The organism is Streptomyces griseoluteus (assembly GCF_004784465.1).
Classification (GTDB): Bacteria; Actinomycetota; Actinomycetes; order Streptomycetales; family Streptomycetaceae; genus Streptomyces; species Streptomyces griseoluteus.
Genome location: NZ_SRRU01000001.1, coordinates 988,385 through 1,009,649 on the forward strand (window position 1 = coordinate 988,385; position 21,265 = coordinate 1,009,649).

18 protein-coding genes and 5 tRNA genes are annotated in these 21,265 nt (G+C 70.2%); 14 read left to right on the forward strand and 9 right to left on the reverse strand.

Features of this window, described 5'->3' with window-relative positions:
* The first annotated feature begins 228 nt into the window (after nucleotides 1–228).
* Nucleotides 229–1,812, forward strand: coding sequence for an acyl-CoA carboxylase subunit beta (locus tag E5082_RS04565; protein ID WP_135789959.1), 1,584 nt, complete (start codon nucleotides 229–231; stop codon nucleotides 1,810–1,812).
* A gap of 23 nt (nucleotides 1,813–1,835) precedes the next feature.
* Nucleotides 1,836–2,027, forward strand: a complete 192-nt coding sequence (locus E5082_RS04570; protein ID WP_135790135.1) for an acyl-CoA carboxylase subunit epsilon — start codon at nucleotides 1,836–1,838, stop codon at nucleotides 2,025–2,027.
* A 139-nt stretch (nucleotides 2,028–2,166) separates the two neighbouring features.
* Here E5082_RS04570 and E5082_RS04575 read toward each other — a convergent pair whose 3' ends face one another.
* From E5082_RS04575 to E5082_RS04610, 8 genes are all read right to left on the reverse strand, one after another.
* Nucleotides 2,167–2,748 carry a GTP-binding protein gene (locus E5082_RS04575; RefSeq protein WP_030793786.1) on the reverse strand — a complete coding sequence of 194 codons (582 nt, stop codon included), beginning with the start codon at nucleotides 2,746–2,748 and terminating at the stop codon, nucleotides 2,167–2,169.
* Nucleotides 2,729–3,301 (reverse strand): DUF742 domain-containing protein, encoded by a 573-nt coding sequence (locus E5082_RS04580; RefSeq protein ID WP_135789960.1) that lies wholly within the window; start codon nucleotides 3,299–3,301, stop codon nucleotides 2,729–2,731. Before E5082_RS04580 ends, E5082_RS04575 begins: the two co-directional genes overlap by 20 nt.
* Nucleotides 3,302–3,394: 93 nt before the next feature.
* Entirely contained in the window at nucleotides 3,395–3,808 is a 414-nt protein-coding gene (locus tag E5082_RS04585; protein ID WP_005479603.1) for a roadblock/LC7 domain-containing protein, read from the reverse strand.
* A 10-nt stretch (nucleotides 3,809–3,818) separates the two neighbouring features.
* Nucleotides 3,819–7,184, reverse strand: a complete 3,366-nt coding sequence (locus E5082_RS04590) for a sensor histidine kinase (RefSeq protein ID WP_135789961.1) — start codon at nucleotides 7,182–7,184, stop codon at nucleotides 3,819–3,821.
* A 367-nt stretch (nucleotides 7,185–7,551) separates the two neighbouring features.
* Nucleotides 7,552–8,127 carry a GTP-binding protein gene (locus E5082_RS04595; RefSeq protein ID WP_030808427.1) on the reverse strand — a complete coding sequence of 192 codons (576 nt, stop codon included), beginning with the start codon at nucleotides 8,125–8,127 and terminating at the stop codon, nucleotides 7,552–7,554.
* Nucleotides 8,108–8,506, reverse strand: a complete 399-nt coding sequence (locus tag E5082_RS04600) for a DUF742 domain-containing protein (protein WP_030808431.1) — start codon at nucleotides 8,504–8,506, stop codon at nucleotides 8,108–8,110. Before E5082_RS04600 ends, E5082_RS04595 begins: the two co-directional genes overlap by 20 nt.
* 111 nt (nucleotides 8,507–8,617) lie before the next feature.
* Complete coding sequence (locus E5082_RS04605; protein WP_020128762.1) at nucleotides 8,618–9,031, reverse strand: roadblock/LC7 domain-containing protein; 414 nt, start codon at nucleotides 9,029–9,031, stop codon at nucleotides 8,618–8,620.
* A 9-nt stretch (nucleotides 9,032–9,040) separates the two neighbouring features.
* Nucleotides 9,041–12,832: a sensor histidine kinase gene (locus E5082_RS04610; RefSeq protein WP_190045370.1), complete on the reverse strand. Its 3,792-nt coding sequence runs from the start codon at nucleotides 12,830–12,832 to the stop codon at nucleotides 9,041–9,043.
* Nucleotides 12,833–13,417: 585 nt separating this feature from the next.
* Here E5082_RS04610 and E5082_RS04615 point away from each other — a divergent pair.
* The 9 genes from E5082_RS04615 to E5082_RS04655 all read left to right on the forward strand — a co-directional run bounded on the left by E5082_RS04615 (nucleotide 13,418) and on the right by E5082_RS04655 (nucleotide 17,654).
* Nucleotides 13,418–13,612 (forward strand): hypothetical protein, encoded by a 195-nt coding sequence (locus tag E5082_RS04615; RefSeq protein ID WP_135789962.1) that lies wholly within the window; start codon nucleotides 13,418–13,420, stop codon nucleotides 13,610–13,612.
* Nucleotides 13,613–14,002: 390 nt separating this feature from the next.
* The gene (locus tag E5082_RS04620) at nucleotides 14,003–14,788 is read left to right on the forward strand and encodes a fumarylacetoacetate hydrolase family protein (RefSeq protein ID WP_135789963.1); all 786 of its coding nucleotides are present in this window, start codon (nucleotides 14,003–14,005) and stop codon (nucleotides 14,786–14,788) included.
* On the forward strand, nucleotides 14,772–16,256 hold the full coding sequence (gene gltX, locus E5082_RS04625) for a glutamate--tRNA ligase (RefSeq protein ID WP_135789964.1): 1,485 nt from the start codon (nucleotides 14,772–14,774) through the stop codon (nucleotides 16,254–16,256). The genes E5082_RS04620 and gltX overlap by 17 nt, the downstream gene beginning before the upstream one ends.
* Nucleotides 16,257–16,355: 99 nt before the next feature.
* Nucleotides 16,356–17,084 carry an HAD family hydrolase gene (locus E5082_RS04630; protein WP_190045371.1) on the forward strand — a complete coding sequence of 243 codons (729 nt, stop codon included), beginning with the start codon at nucleotides 16,356–16,358 and terminating at the stop codon, nucleotides 17,082–17,084.
* 91 nt (nucleotides 17,085–17,175) lie between these two features.
* A tRNA-Gln gene (locus E5082_RS04635) sits at nucleotides 17,176–17,247 on the forward strand.
* A 39-nt stretch (nucleotides 17,248–17,286) separates the two neighbouring features.
* Nucleotides 17,287–17,359 (forward strand) — tRNA-Glu (locus E5082_RS04640).
* A 28-nt stretch (nucleotides 17,360–17,387) separates the two neighbouring features.
* A tRNA-Glu gene (locus E5082_RS04645) sits at nucleotides 17,388–17,460 on the forward strand.
* Nucleotides 17,461–17,481: 21 nt separating this feature from the next.
* A tRNA-Gln gene (locus E5082_RS04650) sits at nucleotides 17,482–17,553 on the forward strand.
* Nucleotides 17,554–17,581: 28 nt separating this feature from the next.
* A tRNA-Glu gene (locus E5082_RS04655) sits at nucleotides 17,582–17,654 on the forward strand.
* Nucleotides 17,655–17,823: 169 nt separating this feature from the next.
* Here the strand turns inward: E5082_RS04655 and ndgR are convergent.
* Entirely contained in the window at nucleotides 17,824–18,540 is a 717-nt protein-coding gene (gene ndgR / locus E5082_RS04660) for an IclR family transcriptional regulator NdgR (RefSeq protein ID WP_030808445.1), read from the reverse strand.
* A 197-nt stretch (nucleotides 18,541–18,737) separates the two neighbouring features.
* On the opposite strand from ndgR, the gene leuC reads away from it, so the two are divergent.
* The 3 genes from leuC (at nucleotide 18,738) to E5082_RS04675 (ending at nucleotide 21,255) form a co-directional block, all read left to right on the forward strand.
* On the forward strand, nucleotides 18,738–20,165 hold the full coding sequence (gene leuC, locus E5082_RS04665; protein ID WP_135789965.1) for a 3-isopropylmalate dehydratase large subunit: 1,428 nt from the start codon (nucleotides 18,738–18,740) through the stop codon (nucleotides 20,163–20,165).
* A gap of 2 nt (nucleotides 20,166–20,167) precedes the next feature.
* Nucleotides 20,168–20,761 (forward strand): 3-isopropylmalate dehydratase small subunit, encoded by a 594-nt coding sequence (gene leuD / locus E5082_RS04670; RefSeq protein ID WP_135789966.1) that lies wholly within the window; start codon nucleotides 20,168–20,170, stop codon nucleotides 20,759–20,761.
* 263 nt (nucleotides 20,762–21,024) lie between these two features.
* Nucleotides 21,025–21,255 (forward strand): SCO5555 family protein, encoded by a 231-nt coding sequence (locus E5082_RS04675; protein ID WP_086694074.1) that lies wholly within the window; start codon nucleotides 21,025–21,027, stop codon nucleotides 21,253–21,255.
* Nucleotides 21,256–21,265 lie beyond the last annotated feature (10 nt).

Consider the following 21,265-nt stretch of genomic DNA (forward strand, 5'->3'; position numbering starts at 1 on the left):
CCGCCGTCCGGGTGGCCGCGTGTCACTCCGGCGATGGCATGTACCACCCCGGCTCCAGGGGTCTGTGACACCCCCCACTTTGTGGCAGCCCTACAAAGGCAGCGCCCTCTGAGCAGTCGGAACGCCTGCATCACGGCCCGGTTCTGTTCGGTCGTACCAGGAAAACGCTCCGGAGACTGTACGGAGTCGACGGCCCGGTTTCCGTGAGGTCCTTCGTATGGTCACTACATGACCGTTTTGGAAGAGACGACGGGTGAGCCGGCGGACGCGCGCGGGCGGGTCGCCGAGCTGCACGTGATCCGGGCGCAGGCCCTGGCGGGCCCCAGCGAGAAGGCGACCGAGGCGCAGCACGCCAAGGGCAAGCTGACCGCCCGCGAGCGCATCGAGCTGCTCCTCGACCCGGACTCCTTCCAGGAGGTCGAGCAGCTCCGCCGGCACCGCGCCACCGGCTTCGGCCTGGAGGCCAAGAAGCCGTACACCGACGGTGTCATCACCGGCTGGGGCACGGTGGAGGGCCGTACTGTCTTCGTGTACGCCCATGACTTCCGCATCTTCGGCGGCGCACTGGGCGAGGCCCACGCCACCAAGATCCACAAGATCATGGACATGGCCATCGCGGCCGGTGCCCCGCTGGTCTCGCTCAACGACGGTGCCGGCGCCCGTATCCAGGAGGGCGTCTCCGCGCTCGCCGGCTACGGCGGCATCTTCCAGCGCAACACCAAGGCATCCGGGGTCATCCCGCAGATCTCGGTGATGCTCGGCCCGTGCGCGGGCGGCGCGGCCTACAGCCCCGCCCTCACCGACTTCGTCTTCATGGTCCGCGAGACCTCGCAGATGTTCATCACCGGCCCGGACGTCGTCAAGGCGGTCACCGGCGAGGAGATCACCCAGAACGGCCTCGGCGGCGCCGACGTGCACGCCGAGACCTCCGGCGTCTGCCACTTCGCGTACGACGACGAGGAGACCTGCATCGCGGAGGTGCGCTACCTCCTCTCGCTGCTCCCGCAGAACAACCGCGAGAACCCGCCGCGCGTGGAGTCCTCCGACCCCGCCGACCGGCGCGGCGACGTCCTGCTCGACCTGGTCCCGGCCGACGGCAACCGGCCCTACGACATGACCAAGGTCATCGAGGAGCTCGTCGACGACGGCGACTACCTGGAGGTCCACGAGCGCTGGGCCCGCAACATCATCTGCGCGCTGGGCCGCCTCGACGGCCAGGTGGTCGGCATCATCGCCAACCAGCCGCAGGTGCTGGCCGGTGTGCTCGACATCGAGGCGAGCGAAAAAGCTGCGCGTTTCGTGCAGATGTGTGACGCTTTCAATATCCCGATCATCACGCTGCTGGACGTGCCGGGCTTCCTGCCCGGCGTCGACCAGGAGCACGGCGGAATCATCCGCCACGGCGCGAAGCTGCTGTACGCCTACTGCAACGCGACCGTGCCGAGGATCTCTCTCATCCTGCGCAAGGCCTACGGCGGCGCGTACATCGTGATGGACAGCCAGTCCATCGGCGCCGACCTCACCTTCGCCTGGCCCACCAACGAGATCGCCGTGATGGGTGCCGAGGGCGCGGCCAACGTCATCTTCCGCCGCCAGATCGCCGACGCCGAGGACCCCGAGGCGATGCGGCAGAAGATGGTCAAGGAGTACAAGGCCGAGCTGATGCACCCGTACTACGCGGCGGAGCGCGGCCTGGTCGACGACGTGATCGACCCCGCCGAGACCCGCGAGGTCCTGATCAGGTCGCTGTCGATGCTCCAGACCAAGCACGCCGACCTCCCCTCCCGCAAGCACGGCAACCCCCCGCAGTGACCGAGACCCCGGAGGCCAACGCCATGACCAGCGCCGACATCCGCGTCGAAAAGGGCCTCGCCGAGCCCGAGGAAGTAGCCGCCATAACGGCAGTTCTCCTCGCCCGGGCCGCCGCCCGCCCCGCCGCGACCCCGACCCACCGCCCCCGCCCGCGAGCGGGCTGGCGCCGCCTGGAGCGCGAGGGCGGCTTCCGTGCCCCGCACAGCTGGCACTGAGCCCGAACAGCCCCCAGGGCCCCGTCTCTCCCCTCGGAGAGGCGGGGCCCTGTCGTTGTCCGGAAGACCCCGGCACGCGGAAGCGGTACGGCAAAGGGGCCCCTTCCGGTGTGGAAAGGGCCCCCTCGACGTGGACCAGTTACCGCAGGCGGGCCATCAGCGCGTGCTCGACCAGGGTGATCAGGGCGCTCTTGGCGTCCGCGCGGTGGCGGGCGTCCGTGGTGATGATGGGGGCGTCCGGGCCGATCTGGAGAGCCTCGCGGACCTCGTCGGGGTTGTAGGGCTGGTTGCCGTCGAAGCCGTTGAGGGCGATGACGAACGGCAGGCCCGAGTTCTCGAAGTAGTCGACCGCGGGGAAGCAGTCGGCCAGGCGCCGGGTGTCGACCAGCACGATGGCGCCGATGGCGCCGCGCACCAGGTCGTCCCACATGAACCAGAAGCGGTCCTGACCGGGCGTACCGAAGAGGTACAGGATCAGGTCCTGGTCCAGGGTGATACGGCCGAAGTCCATGGCCACCGTGGTGGTGGTCTTGTCCCCGGTGTGAGTGAGGTCGTCGATGCCCGCCGACGCGGACGTCATGACGGCCTCGGTACGCAGCGGGTTGATCTCCGAGACGGCCCCCACGAACGTGGTCTTGCCCACGCCGAAGCCGCCCGCCACCACGATCTTCGCGGAGGTGGTGGAGCGGGAAGGACCGCCGCTAGAGCTTGCGAAGTCCACTGAGCACCCTTTCGAGCAGTGTCACGTCTGGCTGGCCGCCGGCGTTCTCGTCGCCGCCGGGCTGATGGATGGCGACCAGGCCCGCCTCCGCCAAGTCGGCGACGAGAATCCTGGCCACGCCGAGGGGGATCGTGAGCAGGGCCGAGATCTCGGCCACCGACTTGATCTCCCGGCACAGGTTGCAGATCCGCTGATGCTCGGGCAACTGGCCCTGCATCTGATGCGGCGCCGCGGTGGTGTGCACCAGCGCCTCGATGGCGAGCTGGTAGCGCGGGCGGGTCCGGCCGCCGGTCATGGCGTACGGACGCACCAGGGGATTGCTGGCGCCGGACGGGGCCGCCGCGGGCTCCTGGCGACGCGGCGGCTGTACCGGCTGGATGCGCGGGGCCGACGGCTGGCCGTACGGCGAAGGGCCGGGGCCCTGCGGCGCGTACGGCTGCCGGTGGTCGGGGACGGAGGGGTAGTCGTACCCGTTCGCCGAGCCGCCGTCCTGTCCCTGCGCGGGACCGTACGACCAGTTGCCCGAAGACGGACCGCCTGGGGGTGTTGCCACTTTCTCCTCCTCCGACTGTGCCGGGCACCATCGCTGTGGAGCCGCGTCCCAAGACCTTACGGCCCCGGGACGCGAACGCGCACCGTCCGCTTGTTAGTTGAGAAGGCTGCCCTGGAGTTCCGCCCGGAGATCCGGGGTCAGGACCGTGCCCGCCCGGTCCACCAGAAGGGCCATCTCGTACCCGATGAGGCCGATGTCCGCCTCCGGGTGGGCCAGGACCGCCAGCGACGAACCGTCGGATACGGACATGATGAAGAGGAATCCCCGCTCCATCTCCACAACCGTCTGGTTCACGCTGCCCCCCTCGAAGATGCGGGAGGCGCCTGCCGTCAGGGACGTCAGACCGGATGCGACGGCCGCGAGCTGGTCGGCGCGGTCGCGGGGGAAGCCTTCGGACATCGCCAGAAGGAGTCCGTCGGCGGAGACCACCACGGTGTGGGACACACCCGGAGTGTTGTCCACGAAGTTGGTGATCAACCAGTTAAGGTTCTGTGCCGCCTGGCTCATCGGGCTCACACTAACGCTCCTGGTCGTAGGTGCTGTCAGGACCACCGTGCTGATTGGTGGTGGCCTGGCCGTTCGTTTCACTGCCTGCGCTGCGTCCGCGCTGGACGCCTCGACGCAGGTTGCTCAGCCTGCCCCGGACATCCTCCGGGGCGCGGGAGACCTGTGGGCCCCCCTGAGGGGTGCTCTCGGCGGTGCCCTCGACCAGGTTGGCCTTGGGTACCCGCCGCGGCAGGCCGGAGGACGTGACCCCGCCCGCCTTGGGCTTGCGAAGCTGCGAGGCCTGCTGCCAGCGCTCGTCGTTCGCCGAACGCCAGTCGTCGGTGCCGCCGCCCGCGGGGGCCGGAGCCTCCTGGCGGCCGAGCGACGCGCCGTTCGCGCCGGCGGAGCGGTTCAGCCCACCCGAACCGTTCAGTCCGTTCGAACCGTTCGCTGCGTTCGGACCGTGCAGTCCGTTCGAGGCGAGGCCGCTGGAACCCAGTCCGCCCGAACCGTTCACGTTCAGGCCGCCGGAGTTGCCCAGCGGGGCCGAGCCGCCCGCGCCACCGCGACGGGGCAGACCCGCGTTGGTCACACCGCCCGCGGCCGGACCGCCCGGCGCCGGACGCTCGAAGCCTCCGTGGCCGTTGGAGCCCAGGTCACCGGGGTCGGCGGCCTGTGCCGGCTCCGACTCCGAAGCGTACTGGGCCGGGTAGCCGTTCTGGAAACCGTTCTGCTGGGGCCAGTCGTCCTGGAAGGACTGCTGCTGCCCGTCGTACGAGCCGCCGAAGGCGTCACCGGCGGGCGCGTTCTGGCCCTGCTGGGGGTAACCGGACTGCGGGTAGCCGCCGTCCTGCCCGAAGTACTGCTCGTCGTAGGCAGGCTGCTGCTGCTCCTGGTAGGCCTGCTGCTCCGGATAGGCGTCAGCCTGGGGCTGCCGCTGCTCGGGGAAGCCCGAGCCGTTCTCCGGGTAGCCGCCGGGCGCCTGGTCGAAGCCGTCCTGGTAGCCGGGCCGGCCGTCCTCGGCGCCGTCCCGCGGGCTGTGCTGGGCCTCCAGCGCCGCCCGGCGCTCCTCGCGCTCCAGGGAACGGCCGACCGGGTCCAGACCGCGGATGTCGTCGGGCACCTCGGTGTAGCGGCTGTCGTCGAAGCCCAGCTCCGCCGCCGTGCGCATCGGCTGTGCCTGCGCCTGCGGCTGGGGGTTGAAGCTCTCGCCGGCGAACTGCTGCTCCGGAATGATTTGCGAGACCGTGAACTCCTCGCGCTCGAGCTGCGCCTCGCCGCCACCACCGTGGGTGATCGCGTCGGGGAGCATGACCAGCGAGGTCGTACCGGCCTGCTCGCCCGAGGGGCGGAGCTGGACGCGGATGCCGTGCCGGTCGGACAGCCGGCCGACCACGAACAGACCCATGCGCTGGGAGATCGCGGCGTCCACGGTCGGCGGGTTGGCCAGCTTGTGGTTGATGTCCGCGAAGTCCTCGGCGGTGAGGCCGATGCCCTTGTCGTGGATCTCGATCATCACACGGCCGTCGGGGAGACGGGTCGCGGTGACGCGGACCTTGGTCTGCGGGGAGGAGAACGTGGTGGCGTTCTCCAGCAGCTCGGCGAGCAGGTGCACGAGGTCGGTGACCGCGCGGCCGTGGATCTCGGCCTCCGGCACGCCGGACAGCTCGATGCGCTCGTACTGCTCCACCTCGGAGGAGGCGGCGCGCAGCACGTCGACCAGCGGGACCGGCTGGTCCCAGCGGCGGCCGGGCTCCTCGCCGGCGAGGACCAGCAGGTTCTCGCCGTTGCGGCGCATACGGGTGGCCAGGTGGTCCAGCTTGAAGAGGTTCTCGAGCTGGTCCGGGTCGGCCTCGTTGTTCTCCAGGTCGGTGATGAGGGTCAGCTGGCCCTCGATCAGCGACTGGTTGCGGCGCGACAGGTTGGTGAAGATCGCGTTGATGTTGCCCCGCAGCAGCGCCTGCTCGGAGGCGAGCCGCACCGCCTCGCGGTGGACCTGGTCGAAGGCGCGGGCGACCTCGCCGATCTCGTCCTTGGTGTGGATCGGGATCGGGGCGACCCGGGTGTCGACCCGGCCGGGGTCGGTACGGGAGAGCTGGTCGACCAGCATCGGCAGGCGCTGCTCGGCGATGCCGAAGGCGGCGTTGCGGAGCTGGCGCATCGCGCGGCTCATCTGGCGGGCGACCGTACCGGCCAGGATGAAGGCCAGCAGCAGGACCAGGACGACGGCGACACCGGTGATGATCGCGGAGGTCTTGGCGTCGTCGGCGATGCCCGACGCCTCGCTCACCGCCTTGTCGGCCATGTCCGACTCGATGGAGCGGTAGGCCTTGAACTTCAGCGTGTTGACCGCCCACCAGTTGGCGGGGGTGACGCCCTGCACCGCGAGCTGCTGACGCTCCACCGGGTCGGTCGAGTTCAGCTGGGCCAGCGCCACGACCATCTTCTGCGGGTCGGACGGCGGTGCCTTGTACGAGGGGTCCGTCGCCTTGGCCTCGGCGGCCATCGCGGCACCCTGGTTCTGGATGTCCCGCTTCTCCTGCTCCAGCCGGTCCGCGTCGGCCTGGGTGCCACCGCCGAGGTACTCCTCGACGGCGATGCCCTCCAGGTAGGCGTAGGAGGAGAGGGCCACGCGCTGGCTCGCCAGGTTCGGCGCGTCCGGACCGGGCTTGACCAGCATGTGCATGCCGATCGAGCGCTCCAGCGACAGCGCGGCCTTGGTCAGCGAGATGGCGTAGACGGTACGTCCGTAGGACGTGATGTTTCCGGTGCCCAGGCCCAGCTCGTTGGCGAACTCCATGAGCGGGTGGGCGATCTTGACGTAGCCCTCCTCGGTCTGGACGCCGGTGAACTTCGGCCCGTAGGCGCCCGCGCGCAGCGTCTGGAGGAAGGGCTCGGTCTCGCGGAACAGCTTCAGGCGGCGCTCCAGACCGGGCTTGGCCGGCATGTTCTGGGCGGCCCGGCTGAAGGCGGCGGCGGCCTGGTCGGTGTTCTTGCGGGCCGCGTCGACCGTGGCCTTGTCCTGGGCCGTGGCCGCCTTGCCCTTGAGCAGGGGAGCGGCGCTGAGGTCACGCTCGTTGTACAGCGCGTCGGCGTAGGACAGGGACGTCTGCACCAGGATCGCGGTGTTCTCCGCGTCCTGGGCGTCCTGCCAGGTGTCGATCGAGTTCTTCACCTGGAAGCCGCCCATGACGAGGGCGACCAGCACAGGTATGAGCAGGATCGCGTTCAGCCTTGTCGGCACACGCCAGTTGCGCGGGGAGAAGCGGCCCCCGCTGGACGCGGGAGCGGCCTCCGGCTCCGGTCCGGCCACCACGGGGGTGGGCGCCGCAGCGCGCGGCGGCGGGGTGAAGTTGCCCCGTGCCGACGGCTCGGGACCGTTCTTGCTTCGCCTCACTCGACCAACAACCTCTCGGCGGGTCGGCACCTGTCGTGCCGCAGTCTCTCAGAGCCCGGTTCCTCTTCGACCACTCAGTACGTCTTTGACCCCTGGGCAGTTCAGGCATTCCAGCATGCCGACCTGGGCAGTAACAAACGGGGACGGCGCCGTTGTAAGCAGCAGATAAAACGGGTCATTACCGAGCGAGCCCCGCAAATGGCAAGGGCTTTGTGAGCGCAGCGGCACCGGTCGACCGCGTCGCGTGGCGAACTGCGGGATTTCCTCTGCCGAACTGTTATGAACACCGGAGCCGGCCGTGTCAAAGGCCACAGCCGGCTCCGGGTGTGCTACGACAACTGCCTTAGGGCAGATCGCACTTGAGGCCCTACCGCAGACGGGCCATCAGGGCGTGCTCGACCAGGGTGATCAGCGCGCTCTTGGCGTCCGAGCGGTGCCGGGCGTCGGTCGTGATGATCGGGGCGTCAGGCCCGATCTGCAGGGCCTCGCGGACCTCGTCCGGGTTGTACGGCTGCTGGCCGTCGAAGCCGTTGAGGGCGACGACGAACGGCAGGCCCGAGTTCTCGAAGTAGTCCACGGCCGGGAAACAGTCCGCGAGCCGCCGGGTGTCCACGAGCACCACCGCGCCGATGGCGCCGCGCACCAGGTCGTCCCACATGAACCAGAAGCGGTCCTGACCGGGCGTACCGAAGAGGTACAGGATCAGGTCCTGGTCCAGGGTGATACGGCCGAAGTCCATGGCCACCGTGGTGGTGGTCTTGTCCCCGGTGTGGGTGAGGTCGTCGATGCCCGCGGACGCGGACGTCATGACGGCCTCGGTGCGCAGGGGATTGATCTCCGAGACGGCGCCCACGAACGTGGTCTTGCCCACGCCGAAGCCGCCCGCCACCACGATCTTGGCGGAGGTCGTGGCCCGCCCCGAGTCAGAGCTTGCGAAGTCCACTGAGCACCCTTTCGAGCAGCGTCACATCGGGAGCGCCGCCGTTGTTCTCGTCGCCGCCCGGCTGGTGAACGGCGACCATGCCGGCCTCGGCGAGGTCGGCCACCAGAATGCGGGCCACGCCGAGGGGCATGGCCAGGAGCGCGGAGACCTCCGCGACCGACTTGACCTCCCGGCAGAGGTGGCAGATGCGCTGGTGCTCAGGGAGCATTCCCATCAGCGCTGCCGGGTCGGCCGTGGTGCTGATCAGCGCCTCGATGGCGAGCTGGTAGCGCGGCCGGGTCCGGCCACCGGTCATCGCGTAAGGACGTACCAGTGGCTGGTCGCCCTCATCGCCGTACGGTTCCGCGTACGGATCATGAGAGGCGTTGGGCGGGGTCATGAATCCTCCGGGCGGGACAGCAAGTTGGTCAGTCGTGCCGTCTGACGGGGCCGGTGGGGGGATTGTGGCGGCCGGACGGTTGTTTCGTGTGCTGGGTGGTGCCGGGGTGGGTCAGTGGAGCAGACTGCCTTGTAGTTCGGCGCGCAGGTCCGGGGTGAGTACCGCACCCGCGCGGTCGACGAGCAGGGTCATCTCGTAGCCCACGAGGCCGATGTCGCACTCGGGGTGCGCGAGGACGGCGAGGGACGACCCGTCCGAGACGGACATGAGGAACAGAAAGCCGCGTTCCATCTCGACGACGGTCTGCGCCACGCTGCCACCCTCGAAGATCCGGGATGCCCCGGCCGTGAGAGAGGTCAGGCCGGACGCGACGGCCGCCAACTGGTCGGCGCGGTCCCTCGGGAAGCCTTCGGACATCGCCAGCAGAAGGCCGTCGGCGGAGACCACCACCGTGTGCGACACCCCTGGGGTGTTGTCCACGAAGTTGGTGATCAACCAGTTCAGGTTCTGTGCCGCCTGGCTCATCGGACTCAACTAACGCTCCTGCTGGTGAGTGGGGCTCGGGAAGCTGCCGGTCTGGCCGCCCCCGGCCTGACGGCCCTGAGCGATACCCCGACGGAGATTGGTCAGCCGGCCGCGTACGTCGTCAGGCGCACGGGAGACCTGCGGACCGCTGTGGTGCTGTTGCTGCTGTGCCGTGCCCGGGACGAGGTTCGCCTTGGGCACACGGCGCGGCAGACCGGAGGTGGTGACACCGCCCGCCGCGGGCTGTCGTACGCGCTCCGCCTGCCGGACGAGTTCGTCGTTCGGAGAGGTGCGCCACGAGCCGGTGGTGGACGACGACTGCTGCGGGGCGGGCGTGGGGGCCTGCGCCTGCGACTGCTGAGGGGCGGCCGGAGCGGACTCCGGCTGCTGCTGTTCCTGCTGGAACCAGTTGGTCTCCAGCGTGTCGTACAGCGGGGTACGGCCGTCACCAGGGCTGCCGGCGGGGGCCGGGGGCAGCGCCCAGTTGTCGGCCGGCGCCTGACGCGCCGGACGCTGCGGGGCGGCGGGCCGCTGCTGCTCGAACTGGCCGGTGTTGCCCGCCTGGTTCGGGTTCTGCGCGGCCTGGTTGCCGTTCTGGTGCAGCGCCGGGCGGCCGGGCAGCGCGTGCTGGCCGGTCTGGCCGGCCTGGTACGCGTCGTAGCCCTGCTGGACCGGGAACTGGCCGGTGTGCTGCGGGGCCTGCGGGTTCTGCTGGCCCTGCTGCCGGCCCTGGGGGCCGCCGAACAGGTCGGGGCGGGTGTACTCGTCGCCGCCCTGCTGACGGCCGTAGCCGCCCGCCTGCTGGGCGCCGGGCTGGTGGTACTGGCCCATGTTCTGCTGGTCGCCCGCACCCGGACGCTGGAACTGCCCTGTGTGCTGGACCCCGTTGGCGCCGGGCCGGGCGAACTGCCCGGTGTGCTGCTGCTGATCGCCCGCGCCGTACAGGTCCTGGCGGGGGAAGCCACCGGTCTGCGACGGGTCCTGCGCGTCGATGCGGGGCATCTCGGCGGTGCCGCCCATGCCCTGCCGGTCGTCGATGCGCGGCATGCGCGCGGTCTGCGACGGGTCCTGCTCGTCGTGGCCGCGCGGCACGTCCAGTGAGGCACGCGAGGCCGGGTTGCCGCCGGGCAGCTCGGCACGCGGGCCACCACGCGGCGGGAGCTGCGGCTGACGCCCCTGCTCGGCACCTGCGCCGGCGCCACCGCGCTGCTGCTGGGCCGGGCCGCGGCCGCCGAAGGCGTCCTGCTGCGGGCCGCCGGGGTTCGCGGGGTGCATGCCCTGCGGGGCACCCGGAGCCTGGCCGGCGGGGGCCGGACGGTTCTGCTGGTTCTGCTGGCTGGACTGGTTCGGCTGGAAGGCACCGGGGCCCTGCGGGCCACGGGCGGCACCGGGACCGCCGGGACGGCCGCCGTTCTGACCGGTGCCGGGAAGCGCCGCTCGCGGACCCTGGCCCGCGCCGACCTGGCCGCGCTGGCCGGGGCCGCCGGTGAGGCGTCCGCCGGCGGCCGGGGCGCCGCCGAGGGCACCGCCACCGCCACCGCCGTTGTTCCGGCGCGCCGCCGCGGCACCGGCCGCTGCCTGCGCGGCGGCGGGACCGCCACCGGAACCAGAGGCGCCGGCCTTGCCCGGAGCGGGCTTCTTGCCGCCCTGGGCGACGTCGACGGGCAGCATGACCAGCGCGGTCGTACCACCGGAGTCGGACGGGCGGAGCTGGATGCGGATGCCGTGGCGCTGCGACAGACGGCCGACCACGAACAGACCCATGCGGCGGGAGACCGACACGTCCACGGTGGGCGGCGCGGCGAGGCGCTCGTTGATCGCGGCGAGGTCCTCGGGGGAGAGGCCGATGCCGGTGTCGTGGATCTCGATCAGCACGCGGCCGTCGGGCAGCGCGTGACCGGTGACCTTGACCTTGGTCTGCGGGGAGGAGAACGAGGTGGCGTTCTCCAGCAGCTCGGCGAGGAGGTGCACGAGGTCGTTGACGACGCGGCCGGCGACCTCGGTGCTCGGCACCGACGCCAGCTCGATGCGCTCGTACTGCTCCACCTCGGAGGCGGCGGCGCGGAGCACGTCGACCAGCGGGACCGGGCGGGTCCAGCGCCGGCCGGGCTCCTCACCGGCGAGGACGAGGAGGTTCTCGCCGTTACGGCGCATGCGGGTCGCGAGGTGGTCGAGCTTGAACAGCGAGGAGAGCTGGTCGGGGTCGGCCTCGCGGGACTCCAGCTCGGAGATGAGCGAGAGCTGACGCTGGATCAGACCCTGGGAGCGGCGCGAGAGGTTGGTGAACATCGCGTTGACGTTGCCTCGCAGCAGCGCCTGCTCGGCGGCGAGCCGGACCGCCTCGTGGTGCACCTCGTCGAAGGCCGCGGCCACCTTGCCGATCTCGTCCCGCGAGTGCACACCGACCGACTCCACGGACGTGTCGACGTCCTGCGGGTCGGACTCGGAGAGCTGCTTGACCAGCTCGGGCAGGCGGTCCTGGGCGACCTTGGTGGCGGTGTCCTGGAGACGGCGCAGCGAGCGGATCATGGACCGGGCCACGACGAACGCGCCGACCAGCGAGACACCGAGCACGAGCAGGATCAGCACACCCGAGATGATCGCCTCCTGCTCGGAGGTCGCCTTCAGCTCGCGGGCCTTCTGCTCCATGCTGTCGAGCAGCTCGTGCTCGATCTTCTTCATCTGCTGGATCTTGGTGGAGCTGTCGTCCACCCAGTCCAGGTACGAGCGCGCCGGCTGTCCCGCCAGGCCGTCGCGCGACTCGAAGACGCGCTTGGCGTAGAGGTCGGCGGCCTGGATCGTCGGGTTGTTCTCGTCGATGGGCTTGAGGATCTCCTCGGCGCCCTGGCTCGCGTAGACCTTGCGGAAGATGTTGAGCTCGGAGCCCTCGCTGTCGTACGCGGCCTCGCCGTAGAGGCGGTCGTTGGTCGACAGGTCGCCCTTGGTGGCGTTGCTGGCGGGCAGGGCGGCCGCGATGACGGCTCGCTGCACCGAGGCGTACTCCTTGGCCGTGGAGAACGCGGCCAGGGCGCGGGTGCGCTGGATCATCTCCGGGTTGCTCGACGCCTCGGCCATGTCCTGGGAGAGGTCGATGAGCTGGGTGATCAGCCGGTGGTACGCCTCGACGGTCTGGGTCGAGTTGCCCTCGGAGGAGTACGCGTCCCGGCGGATCTTGCCGAGTGCGTCGAGCTGGGAGACCAGGCCGACCAGGGTGTCGCGGACGCCCTGGAGGTTGCCGCCCTTGCTCGCCGCGTCGATGTCCTCGGCGGAGTCCTCGAAGGTCTTCTTCGCGTTGTCCGTCTTGTCGCGGAAGCCCTTGACCGTGTAGTCGGACGACTTGAGACCGTGCGCCAGGGGACCGGCGGACTGGTCGCGCTCCTCCTGGAGGGCGGCGGCCAGCTCGGTCGCGCGCTGGGTCATCTCGGTCAGCAGCTTCATGTTGTCGAGCTGCTTGATGTCGTCCATCGAGTCGCCGATGCGCAGACCACCGAGCGTGGTGGCCGCGACCACCGGCAGCGCGAGCAGCGAGACCAGACGCGTGGAGATGCGCCAGTTGCGCAGCGCCATGCGCGAGCCGGTGCTGGGCGTGCTCTTCGCGGTCTTCGCGGCGGGTGCCACGGGCTTGGTGCCGGACGCGCCGGCCGGGGCGGACGCGCCGGGGCGTCCCCCGCGCTCGCCGTTGTCGCCGGAAGGGCCCTTGCCGGCGCTCTGGGCGTGCTGGTGCGAGGAACCACGGTCGGTCCCGCCGTGCGGCTCCGGCTCGGCCGAAGCGCTGCCATCCCTCTTGAAACGTCCCTGCACTAGCGTCGCAACCTCTGGACCAGGCGCCCCTCCGCGTGAACGGCGGGACACGGTGTCGGCGTCATGAAGGGCGCCCTGAATACGCCCCCCGTGTGGTCTTGAGTGACCGGCGCTGGATTCCCCCCTTGCTCACCGCCACTCGGCGCGGCGTCGCGCCCCCTGCGCCGGCTCGTTCCTGCGGCGGTCCGTGGCATTCCAGCACAGTGCCGGATCTCCAACAAGAGACGTACCCCGAGCTGTGACCTACGTGACGGCGTGTGATCCGGGGGTCACGACGGGTGGAACCGGATCACCCGTATAGGTGGGCAATTCCGGCGAGTCGAGTGCCTGTGCGGGACCCTCGAACGGTGTCCCAGTCGCCATGATCAGGAGCGGAATGGTGGGTTCAGTCGACCAATGTCCGTTTCATCGCCCAAGGCCCACAGTCTGAATTGACCCATTTGTGTAGCTCGTAGTGAGCAAACTCACACCCCGATCACGGGTGGTTCACGTGAGTGACGGGGATTCGCATGTTTAGCCTGACGCTTTACAGGATGAGCGGCTCTGCCCATTCCCACCCGATCACGACGCCACAGGACGACAACGGTGAAGACGACGATGATGTTCCAGACGACGGCGAACCCGCGACGCACGACGCTGGCGCACCTGAACGACGCCGGCGAACTGCGGATCGCCGAGCTGCCCGAGCACCCCACCGACCTCCCCGACCGGACCGCCAACCCCCGGCGCACCATTCTGATGGAGCTGCCCGCCTCCGCCGTGGCCGAGGCCGGCGTCTGAGCGCACCCGTCCCGGCCGAGCGCGGCCCGGCGGCCCGTCCACCCGTGACGGCCCACCGGGCCGCGCTCGTTTTTCCGGCCCGACGGATTACCGCCACGGCGAGGGATATCGGCTCTCCCGCTAATCCCGGCCCGCCCTTTTTCCGGCCTCGTCCGGCGGCATTACCCGTAATGCGCCCCTGCCCCGGCTCCCTGCCCGGGCGGCCCGTGCCACCACTGGGTCACCGCCCCGCCGGGCAGTCGCCCCTGGCCATCGGAAATCCCGAATTAATCCGCCCCCGTTTCCACGCCGTATAACCGCCACCCGCACCACCGGCCGAACGCCGGACGCGCGGACCGGTTAACCTGGGACGTCAGTACGCCGGTTCTCAGTGAGAGGCGCCAGAATCCCGTGCGCATCGCCAGGTTCTCCATCGACGGGAACGTAGCCTTCGGCGCGGTCGAGGGCGACAAGCAGGACGAGCTCGTCCTCGACATCATCAAGGGCATCCCCTTCGCCGACCACGAGCTGTCCGGCACCAAGGTGCCCCTCAGCAAGGTCCGGCTGCTCCCCCCGGTGCTCCCCAACAAGGTCGTGGCCTTCGGCCGCAACTACGCCGAGCACGCCAGGGAACTGGGCAGCGAGGTGCCGGACGTCCCGTTCGCCTTCTTCAAGCCCTCCACCTCGGTGATCGGCCCCGGCGACGACATCCAGTACCCGCCCTTCACCAGGGAACTCCACTACGAGGCCGAGCTGGCCGTGGTCATCGGCCGCATGTGCCGCGAGGTCCCGCGCGAGCGCGTCAAGGACGTCATCTTCGGCTACACCTGCGCCAACGACGTCACCGCCCGCGATGTGCAGCGCGCCGAGAAGCAGTGGGCCCGCGCCAAGGGCTTCGACTCCTCCTGCCCGCTCGGCCCCTGGGTGGAGACGGACATCGACCTGGCCCGCGCGAACGACCTCACCGTCCAGCTCACCCTCAACGGCGAGCAGCGCCAGCTCGGGCGCACCAGCGAGATGGTCCACCCCATCGAGGACCTGATCGTCAACATCTCCGAGGCCATGACGCTGCTCCCCGGCGACGTGATCCTCACCGGCACCCCCGCGGGCGTCGGCTCCATGAGCGTCGGCGACGAGGTCGCCGTCACCATCGAAGGCATCGGCACTCTCACCAACAAGGTTGTCAAGCGTGGCTAGCGCACCTGTACGCGTCCGTTTCTGTCCCTCGCCCACCGGTAACCCCCATGTGGGCCTGGTGCGCACCGCCCTGTTCAACTGGGCGTTCGCCCGCCACCACGAGGGCACCCTGGTCTTCCGGATCGAGGACACCGACGCGGCCCGCGACTCCGAGGAGTCCTACAACCAGCTCCTGGACGCCATGCGCTGGCTCGGCTTCGACTGGGACGAGGGCCCCGAGGTCGGCGGCCCGCACGCGCCGTACCGCCAGTCGCAGCGGATGGACATCTACCAGGACGTCGCGAACAAGCTCCTGGACGGCGGCTACGCCTACCACTGCTACTGCTCCCAGGACGAGCTGGACACCCGCCGCGAGGCCGCCCGCGCCGCGGGCAAGCCCTCCGGGTACGACGGCCACTGCCGCGAGCTGAGCGCCGCGCAGGTCGAGGAGTTCAAGGCCCAGGGCCGCGAGCCGATCGTGCGTTTCCGGATGCCGGACGAGCCGATCACCTTCGACGACCTGGTGCGCGGCGAGATCACCTACCTCCCGGAGAACGTCCCGGACTACGGCATCGTGCGCGCGAACGGCGCCCCGCTGTACACCCTGGTGAACCCGGTCGACGACGCGCTGATGGACATCACCCACGTCCTGCGCGGCGAGGACCTGCTCTCCTCCACCCCGCGCCAGATCGCCCTCTACAAGGCGCTCATGGAGCTGGGCATCGCCAAGCAGATCCCGGCCTTCGGCCACCTGCCGTACGTGATGGGCGAGGGCAACAAGAAGCTCTCCAAGCGCGACCCGCAGGCCTCGCTCAACCTCTACCGCGAGCGCGGCTTCCTGCCCGAGGGCCTGCTCAACTACCTCTCCCTGCTGGGCTGGTCGCTCTCGGCGGACCAGGACATCTTCTCGATCGCTGAGATGGTGGCCGCCTTCGACATCTCGGACGTGAACCCCAACCCGGCGCGCTTCGACCTGAAGAAGTGCGAGGCGATCAACGCCGACCACATCCGGCTGCTCGACGTGAAGGACTTCACCGAGCGCTGCACCCCGTGGCTGAAGGCCCCGGTCGCCCCCTGGGCGCCGGAGGACTTCGACGAGGCCAAGTGGCAGGCGATCGCCCCGCACGCCCAGACCCGGGTCAAGGTGCTCTCCGAGATCACCGACAACGTCGACTTCCTCTTCCTGCCCGAGCCCGTCTTCGACGAGGCTTCGTGGAGCAAGGCCATGAAGGAAGGCTCGGACGCGCTGCTGCGCACCGCGCGGGAGAAGCTCGAGTCCGCCGACTGGACCTCGGCCGAATCCCTCAAGGAGGCCGTCCTGGCCGCCGGCGAGGCCCACGGTCTCAAGCTCGGCAAGGCCCAGGCCCCGGTCCGCGTGGCCGTGACCGGCCGCACCGTCGGCCTCCCCCTGTTCGAGTCCCTGGAGGTACTCGGCAAGGAGAAGACGCTGGCCCGCATCGACGCCGCACTGGAGCGGCTCGCGGCGTAACGAACGCCACACCGCCAGGGGCGGCATCCGGCCACCGGATGCCGTCCCTCGGCGTTCCGGCGCGCTGCCGCGGGGGTGGGCGCCCGTTACCGTCGGCCCATGAGCATCCGAGCCGTGGTCTGGGACGTGGACGACACCCTTTTCGACTACACCACCGCCGACCGTGAGGGCATGCGGGCACACCTGCTGGCGGAGGGGCTGCTCGCCCGGTTCGAGACGCCGGAACAGGCGCTCGCGGCGTGGCGGACGGCGACCGAGGCCCACTGGGCCCGGCACGCGGCGGGGGAGGCCACCTTCGAGGGGCAGCGGCTGGACCGGGTGCGGGCCTTCCTGGGCGCGGAACTCAGTGACGCCGAGGCTGAGGAATGGTTTCTGCGCTACGTCGGGCACTACCAGGCGGCCTGGCAGGTCTTCCCGGACGTGCTGCCCGCCCTGGACGCCCTCCCGGAGCACCGGCACGCGGTGCTGTCCAACTCCAGCCTGACCGTCCAGGAGCACAAGCTGCGCACCCTGGGCCTGCGGGACCGGTTCGAGTCCGTGCTGTGCGCCGTCGAGCTGGGGGTGTCCAAGCCGGCCGCCGGGGCCTTCCTGGCCGCCTGCGAGGGGCTGGGGCTGCCCCCGCACGAGGTGGCGTACGTCGGGGACCATCCGGAGATCGACGGGCGGGGCGCGGCGGAGGCCGGGATGATGTCCGTATGGATCGACCGGGGCGGCCCGCACGCGCGGGCGGCCGGGACGGTCCTGGCGCACCGGATCACCAGCCTCGCCGAACTCCCGGCGCTGGTCCGCTCGGATACCCGTTTTGGAGCCCCGTCCACCTTCGGGTAATGTTCTTCCTGCGCCGAGGGGAACGGGCCGAAAGGCCGGGCCCCAGGCGCATCTGCTAGAACAAGATCCCCGCTCGGGGCTTGCGTTCCAGTGGCCTATGGTGTAATTGGCAGCACGACTGATTCTGGTTCAGTTAGTCTTGGTTCGAGTCCAGGTAGGCCAGCTCGCAGAGCTCATCTGCACCCGCGGATCTTGTCCGCGAGCCCCCGTTGTGTAGCGGCCTAGCACGCTGCCCTCTCAAGGCAGTAGCGCCGGTTCGAATCCGGTCGGGGGTACTGGTTCCGATCACTCGGAATCGCTAGGGCCCCCGTTGTGTAGCGGCCTAGCACGCCGCCCTCTCAAGGCGGTAGCGCCGGTTCGAATCCGGTCGGGGGTACTGACTGGTCTAAACCATCATTGGTCTATGGTGTAATTGGCAGCACGACTGATTCTGGTTCAGTTAGTCTTGGTTCGAGTCCAGGTAGACCAGCTCGGACCTGCGGAAACGCAGTGTCCAGGCCCCCGTTGTGTAGCGGCCTAGCACGCCGCCCTCTCAAGGCGGTAGCGCCGGTTCGAATCCGGTCGGGGGTACAGAAGGAAGGCTCCTCGCGTAAGCGGGGGGCCTTCGCTGTTTTCCGGGCCCGGTCCCAACAGCCGCTCGCCGTGGCCCGGTTGAGCAGAACAGGCCGGGCGGGAGCGGGCCGCGGCGTTGGGGCCCGCTCCCGCCCGGGGGGAAGCGTGGAATCGGTCGCGTCGGCGCTCAGCCGGAGCGGCGCAGCGCCTCGGACAGCCGGGAGGCCGCGTCGATCACCGCCTGGGCGTGCATCCGGCCGGGGTGCCTGGTCAGCCGCTCGATCGGTCCGGAGACCGAGACGGCGGCCACCACGCGGTTGGACGGCCCGCGCACCGGCGCCGAGACCGAGGCCACGCCAGGCTCCCGCTCGCCGATCGACTGCGCCCAGCCCCGGCGGCGCACCCCGGACAGCGCCGTCGCCGTGAAGCGCGCCCCCTGCAGACCCCGGTGCAGCCGCTCGGGCTCCTCCCAGGCCATGAGGATCTGCGCCGAGGAACCCGCCTTCATCGTGAGTGTCGAGCCCACCGGCACCGTGTCCCGCAGTCCGGACAGCCGCTCCGCGGCCGCCACACAGATCCGCATGTCACCCTGGCGCCGGTAGAGCTGCGCGCTCTCGCCCGTCACGTCCCGCAGGTGTGTGAGCACCGGGCCGGCCGTCGCCAGCAGCCGGTCCTCGCCGGCCGCCGCGGCCAGCTCCGACAGGCGCGGGCCCAGGATGAACCGGCCCTGCATGTCCCGCGCCACCAGTCGGTGGTGCTCCAGAGCCACGGCCAGCCGGTGGGCCGTGGGTCGTGCCAGTCCGGTGGCCCCGACCAGACCCGCGAGGGTGGCCGGACCGGACTCCAGAGCGCTCAGGACAAGGGCCGCCTTGTCCAGAACGCCGACGCCGCTACTGTTGTCCATGCAACGATACTCCCGTCTCACTCTGTGAAACGCAAGTTCAATTTTCTCCGGAACGCGCCACTCTTGAAGCACACGGCGGCCCGCGTACGGCGGGCGCGGTGCAAGGCGCCCGTACGCACCGAGATCACGGCGCGGGCGTCGCTTCCTCAGGTTCTCTAGATGTGTCGGCGGAACCGTGGCCGGCCGGAGGGAAAGCGATGGGTAGGACACTCGCGGAGAAGGTCTGGGACGACCATGTCGTCCGGCGCGCCGAGGGCGAGCCCGACCTTCTCTACATCGATCTGCACCTGCTGCACGAGGTGACCAGCCCGCAGGCGTTCGACGGTCTCCGTAAGAGCGGTCGCGGGGTCCGTCGTCTCGACCTGACCATCGCCACCGAGGACCACAACACCCCGACGCTCGACATCGACAAGCCGATCGCGGACCCGGTCTCGCGGGCCCAGTTGGAGACGCTGCGCAAGAACTGCGCGGAGTTCGGGGTGCGGCTGCACCCGCTGGGTGATGTCGAGCAGGGCGTGGTGCACGTGGTCGGCCCGCAGCTCGGGCTGACGCAGCCCGGTACGACCGTGGTGTGCGGCGACTCCCACACCTCCACGCACGGTGCGTTCGGGGCGCTCGCCTTCGGTATCGGCACCTCGCAGGTCGAGCACGTACTGGCGACCCAGACGCTGCCGATGGCCCGCCCGAAGACCATGGCGATCACCGTGGAGGGCGAACTGCCCGAGGGCGTCACCGCCAAGGACCTGATCCTGGCGATCATCGCCCGGATCGGCACCGGCGGCGGCCAGGGCTACGTCCTGGAGTACCGCGGCTCCGCCATCGAGAAGCTGTCGATGGAGGCGCGGATGACCATCTGCAACATGTCCATCGAGGCCGGCGCCCGCGCGGGCATGATCGCCCCCGACGAGACCACCTTCGCCTACCTGAAGGGGCGCCCGCACGCCCCGGAGGGTGCCGACTGGGACGAGGCGGTGGAGTACTGGAGGACGCTGCGCACCGACGACGACGCGGTCTTCGACGCCGAGGTCGTCATCGACGCGGCCGGACTCTCCCCGTTCGTCACCTGGGGCACCAACCCCGGCCAGGGAGCGCCGCTTTCGTCGCACGTCCCCGACCCGGCTTCGTACGAAGACGCATCGGAGCGCCACGCCGCCGAAAAGGCCCTGGAATACATGGGGTTGACCGCCGGGCAGCCGCTGCGGGACATCGCCGTGGACACCGTCTTCGTAGGCTCCTGCACCAACGGCCGCATCGAGGACCTGCGCTCGGTCGCCGAGATCCTCAAGGACCGCAAAGTCGCCGACGGTGTACGGATGCTGGTCGTCCCCGGCTCCGCGCGAGTGGGCCTGCAGGCCGTCTCCGAGGGGCTGGACGTGGTCTTCAAGGAGGCCGGTGCCGAATGGCGGTACGCGGGCTGCTCGATGTGCCTGGGCATGAACCCCGACCAGCTCGCGCCGGGGGAGCGCTCCGCCTCCACCTCCAACCGCAACTTCGAGGGCAGGCAGGGCAAGGGCGGCCGCACGCACCTGGTCTCGCCGCAGGTCGCCGCCGCCACCGCCGTCCTCGGTCACCTCGGCTCGCCCGCCGACCTGTCCGACACCCCCGTGTCCGCTGGAGTGCGATAACGATGGAAGCCTTCACCACCCACACCGGCCGGGCCGTGCCGCTGCGCCGCAGCAACGTCGACACCGACCAGATCATCCCCGCCCACTGGCTCAAGAAGGTCACCCGCGACGGCTTCGAGGACGGTCTCTTCGAGGCCTGGCGCAAGGACGACACCTTCGTCCTCAACCGCCCCGAGCGGCAGGGCGCCACGGTCCTGGTCGCCGGCCCCGACTTCGGCACCGGCTCCTCCCGCGAGCACGCCGTCTGGGCGCTGCAGAACTACGGCTTCAAGGCCGTGATCTCCGCCCGCTTCGCCGACATCTTCCGCGGCAACTCGCTGAAGAACGGCCTGCTCACAGTGGTGCTGGAGCAGAAGATCGTGGACGCGCTCTGGGAGCTGACCGAACGCGACCCCGAGGCCGCGATCACGGTCGACCTCGAAGCCCGTGAGGTGCGCGCCGAGGGCATCACCGCCTCCTTCGAGCTGGACGAGAACTCCCGCTGGCGGCTGCTGAACGGTCTGGACGACATCTCCCTCACCCTGCGCGACGAGGACGACATCGCCGCCTTCGAGAAGGCCCGCCCGGCGCACAAGCCCCGCACGCTGACAAGCTGAGCAACCGCTCGCACACATAAGGTTTCGGCCACCTCGACGGCCGCCGCGTACCCCCGATCGCCACGATTGGGGGTACGCGCATGTCCGGGCCCGGACGCCCGCGAGCGCACTCAGCGTGCTCCTCAACTCCCCTTCACCGCAACGAAGTTGCAGTTCCGGGCGGGCTCCGGCGGCGCCCCCTCCCCGAGCCCCGAAACGGCGCGCGGAGGCGGCAGTTGCCCCCTGCGCAGGCGACAACTCGCCCCAGATGGCACAATCTGTGCATGGAACACGACGGCCAACTCCAGCTCTATGCGGCAGTCGCGGACCAACTCAAACAAGCGCACGCAACCGTGCGCACACTGCAAGTCCCGGAGGGCGTACGGATGGCGCTGACCCGGAAGCTGCTGGTCATTACGGCCGCGGCCAAACATGATCCCGCCGGCGCGGCAACGCGTCTCGAACGATTCACCGCGGACCTCGAAGCGGGACGGATGCCCGAAGAGGACCGCTGAATCCAGTTCG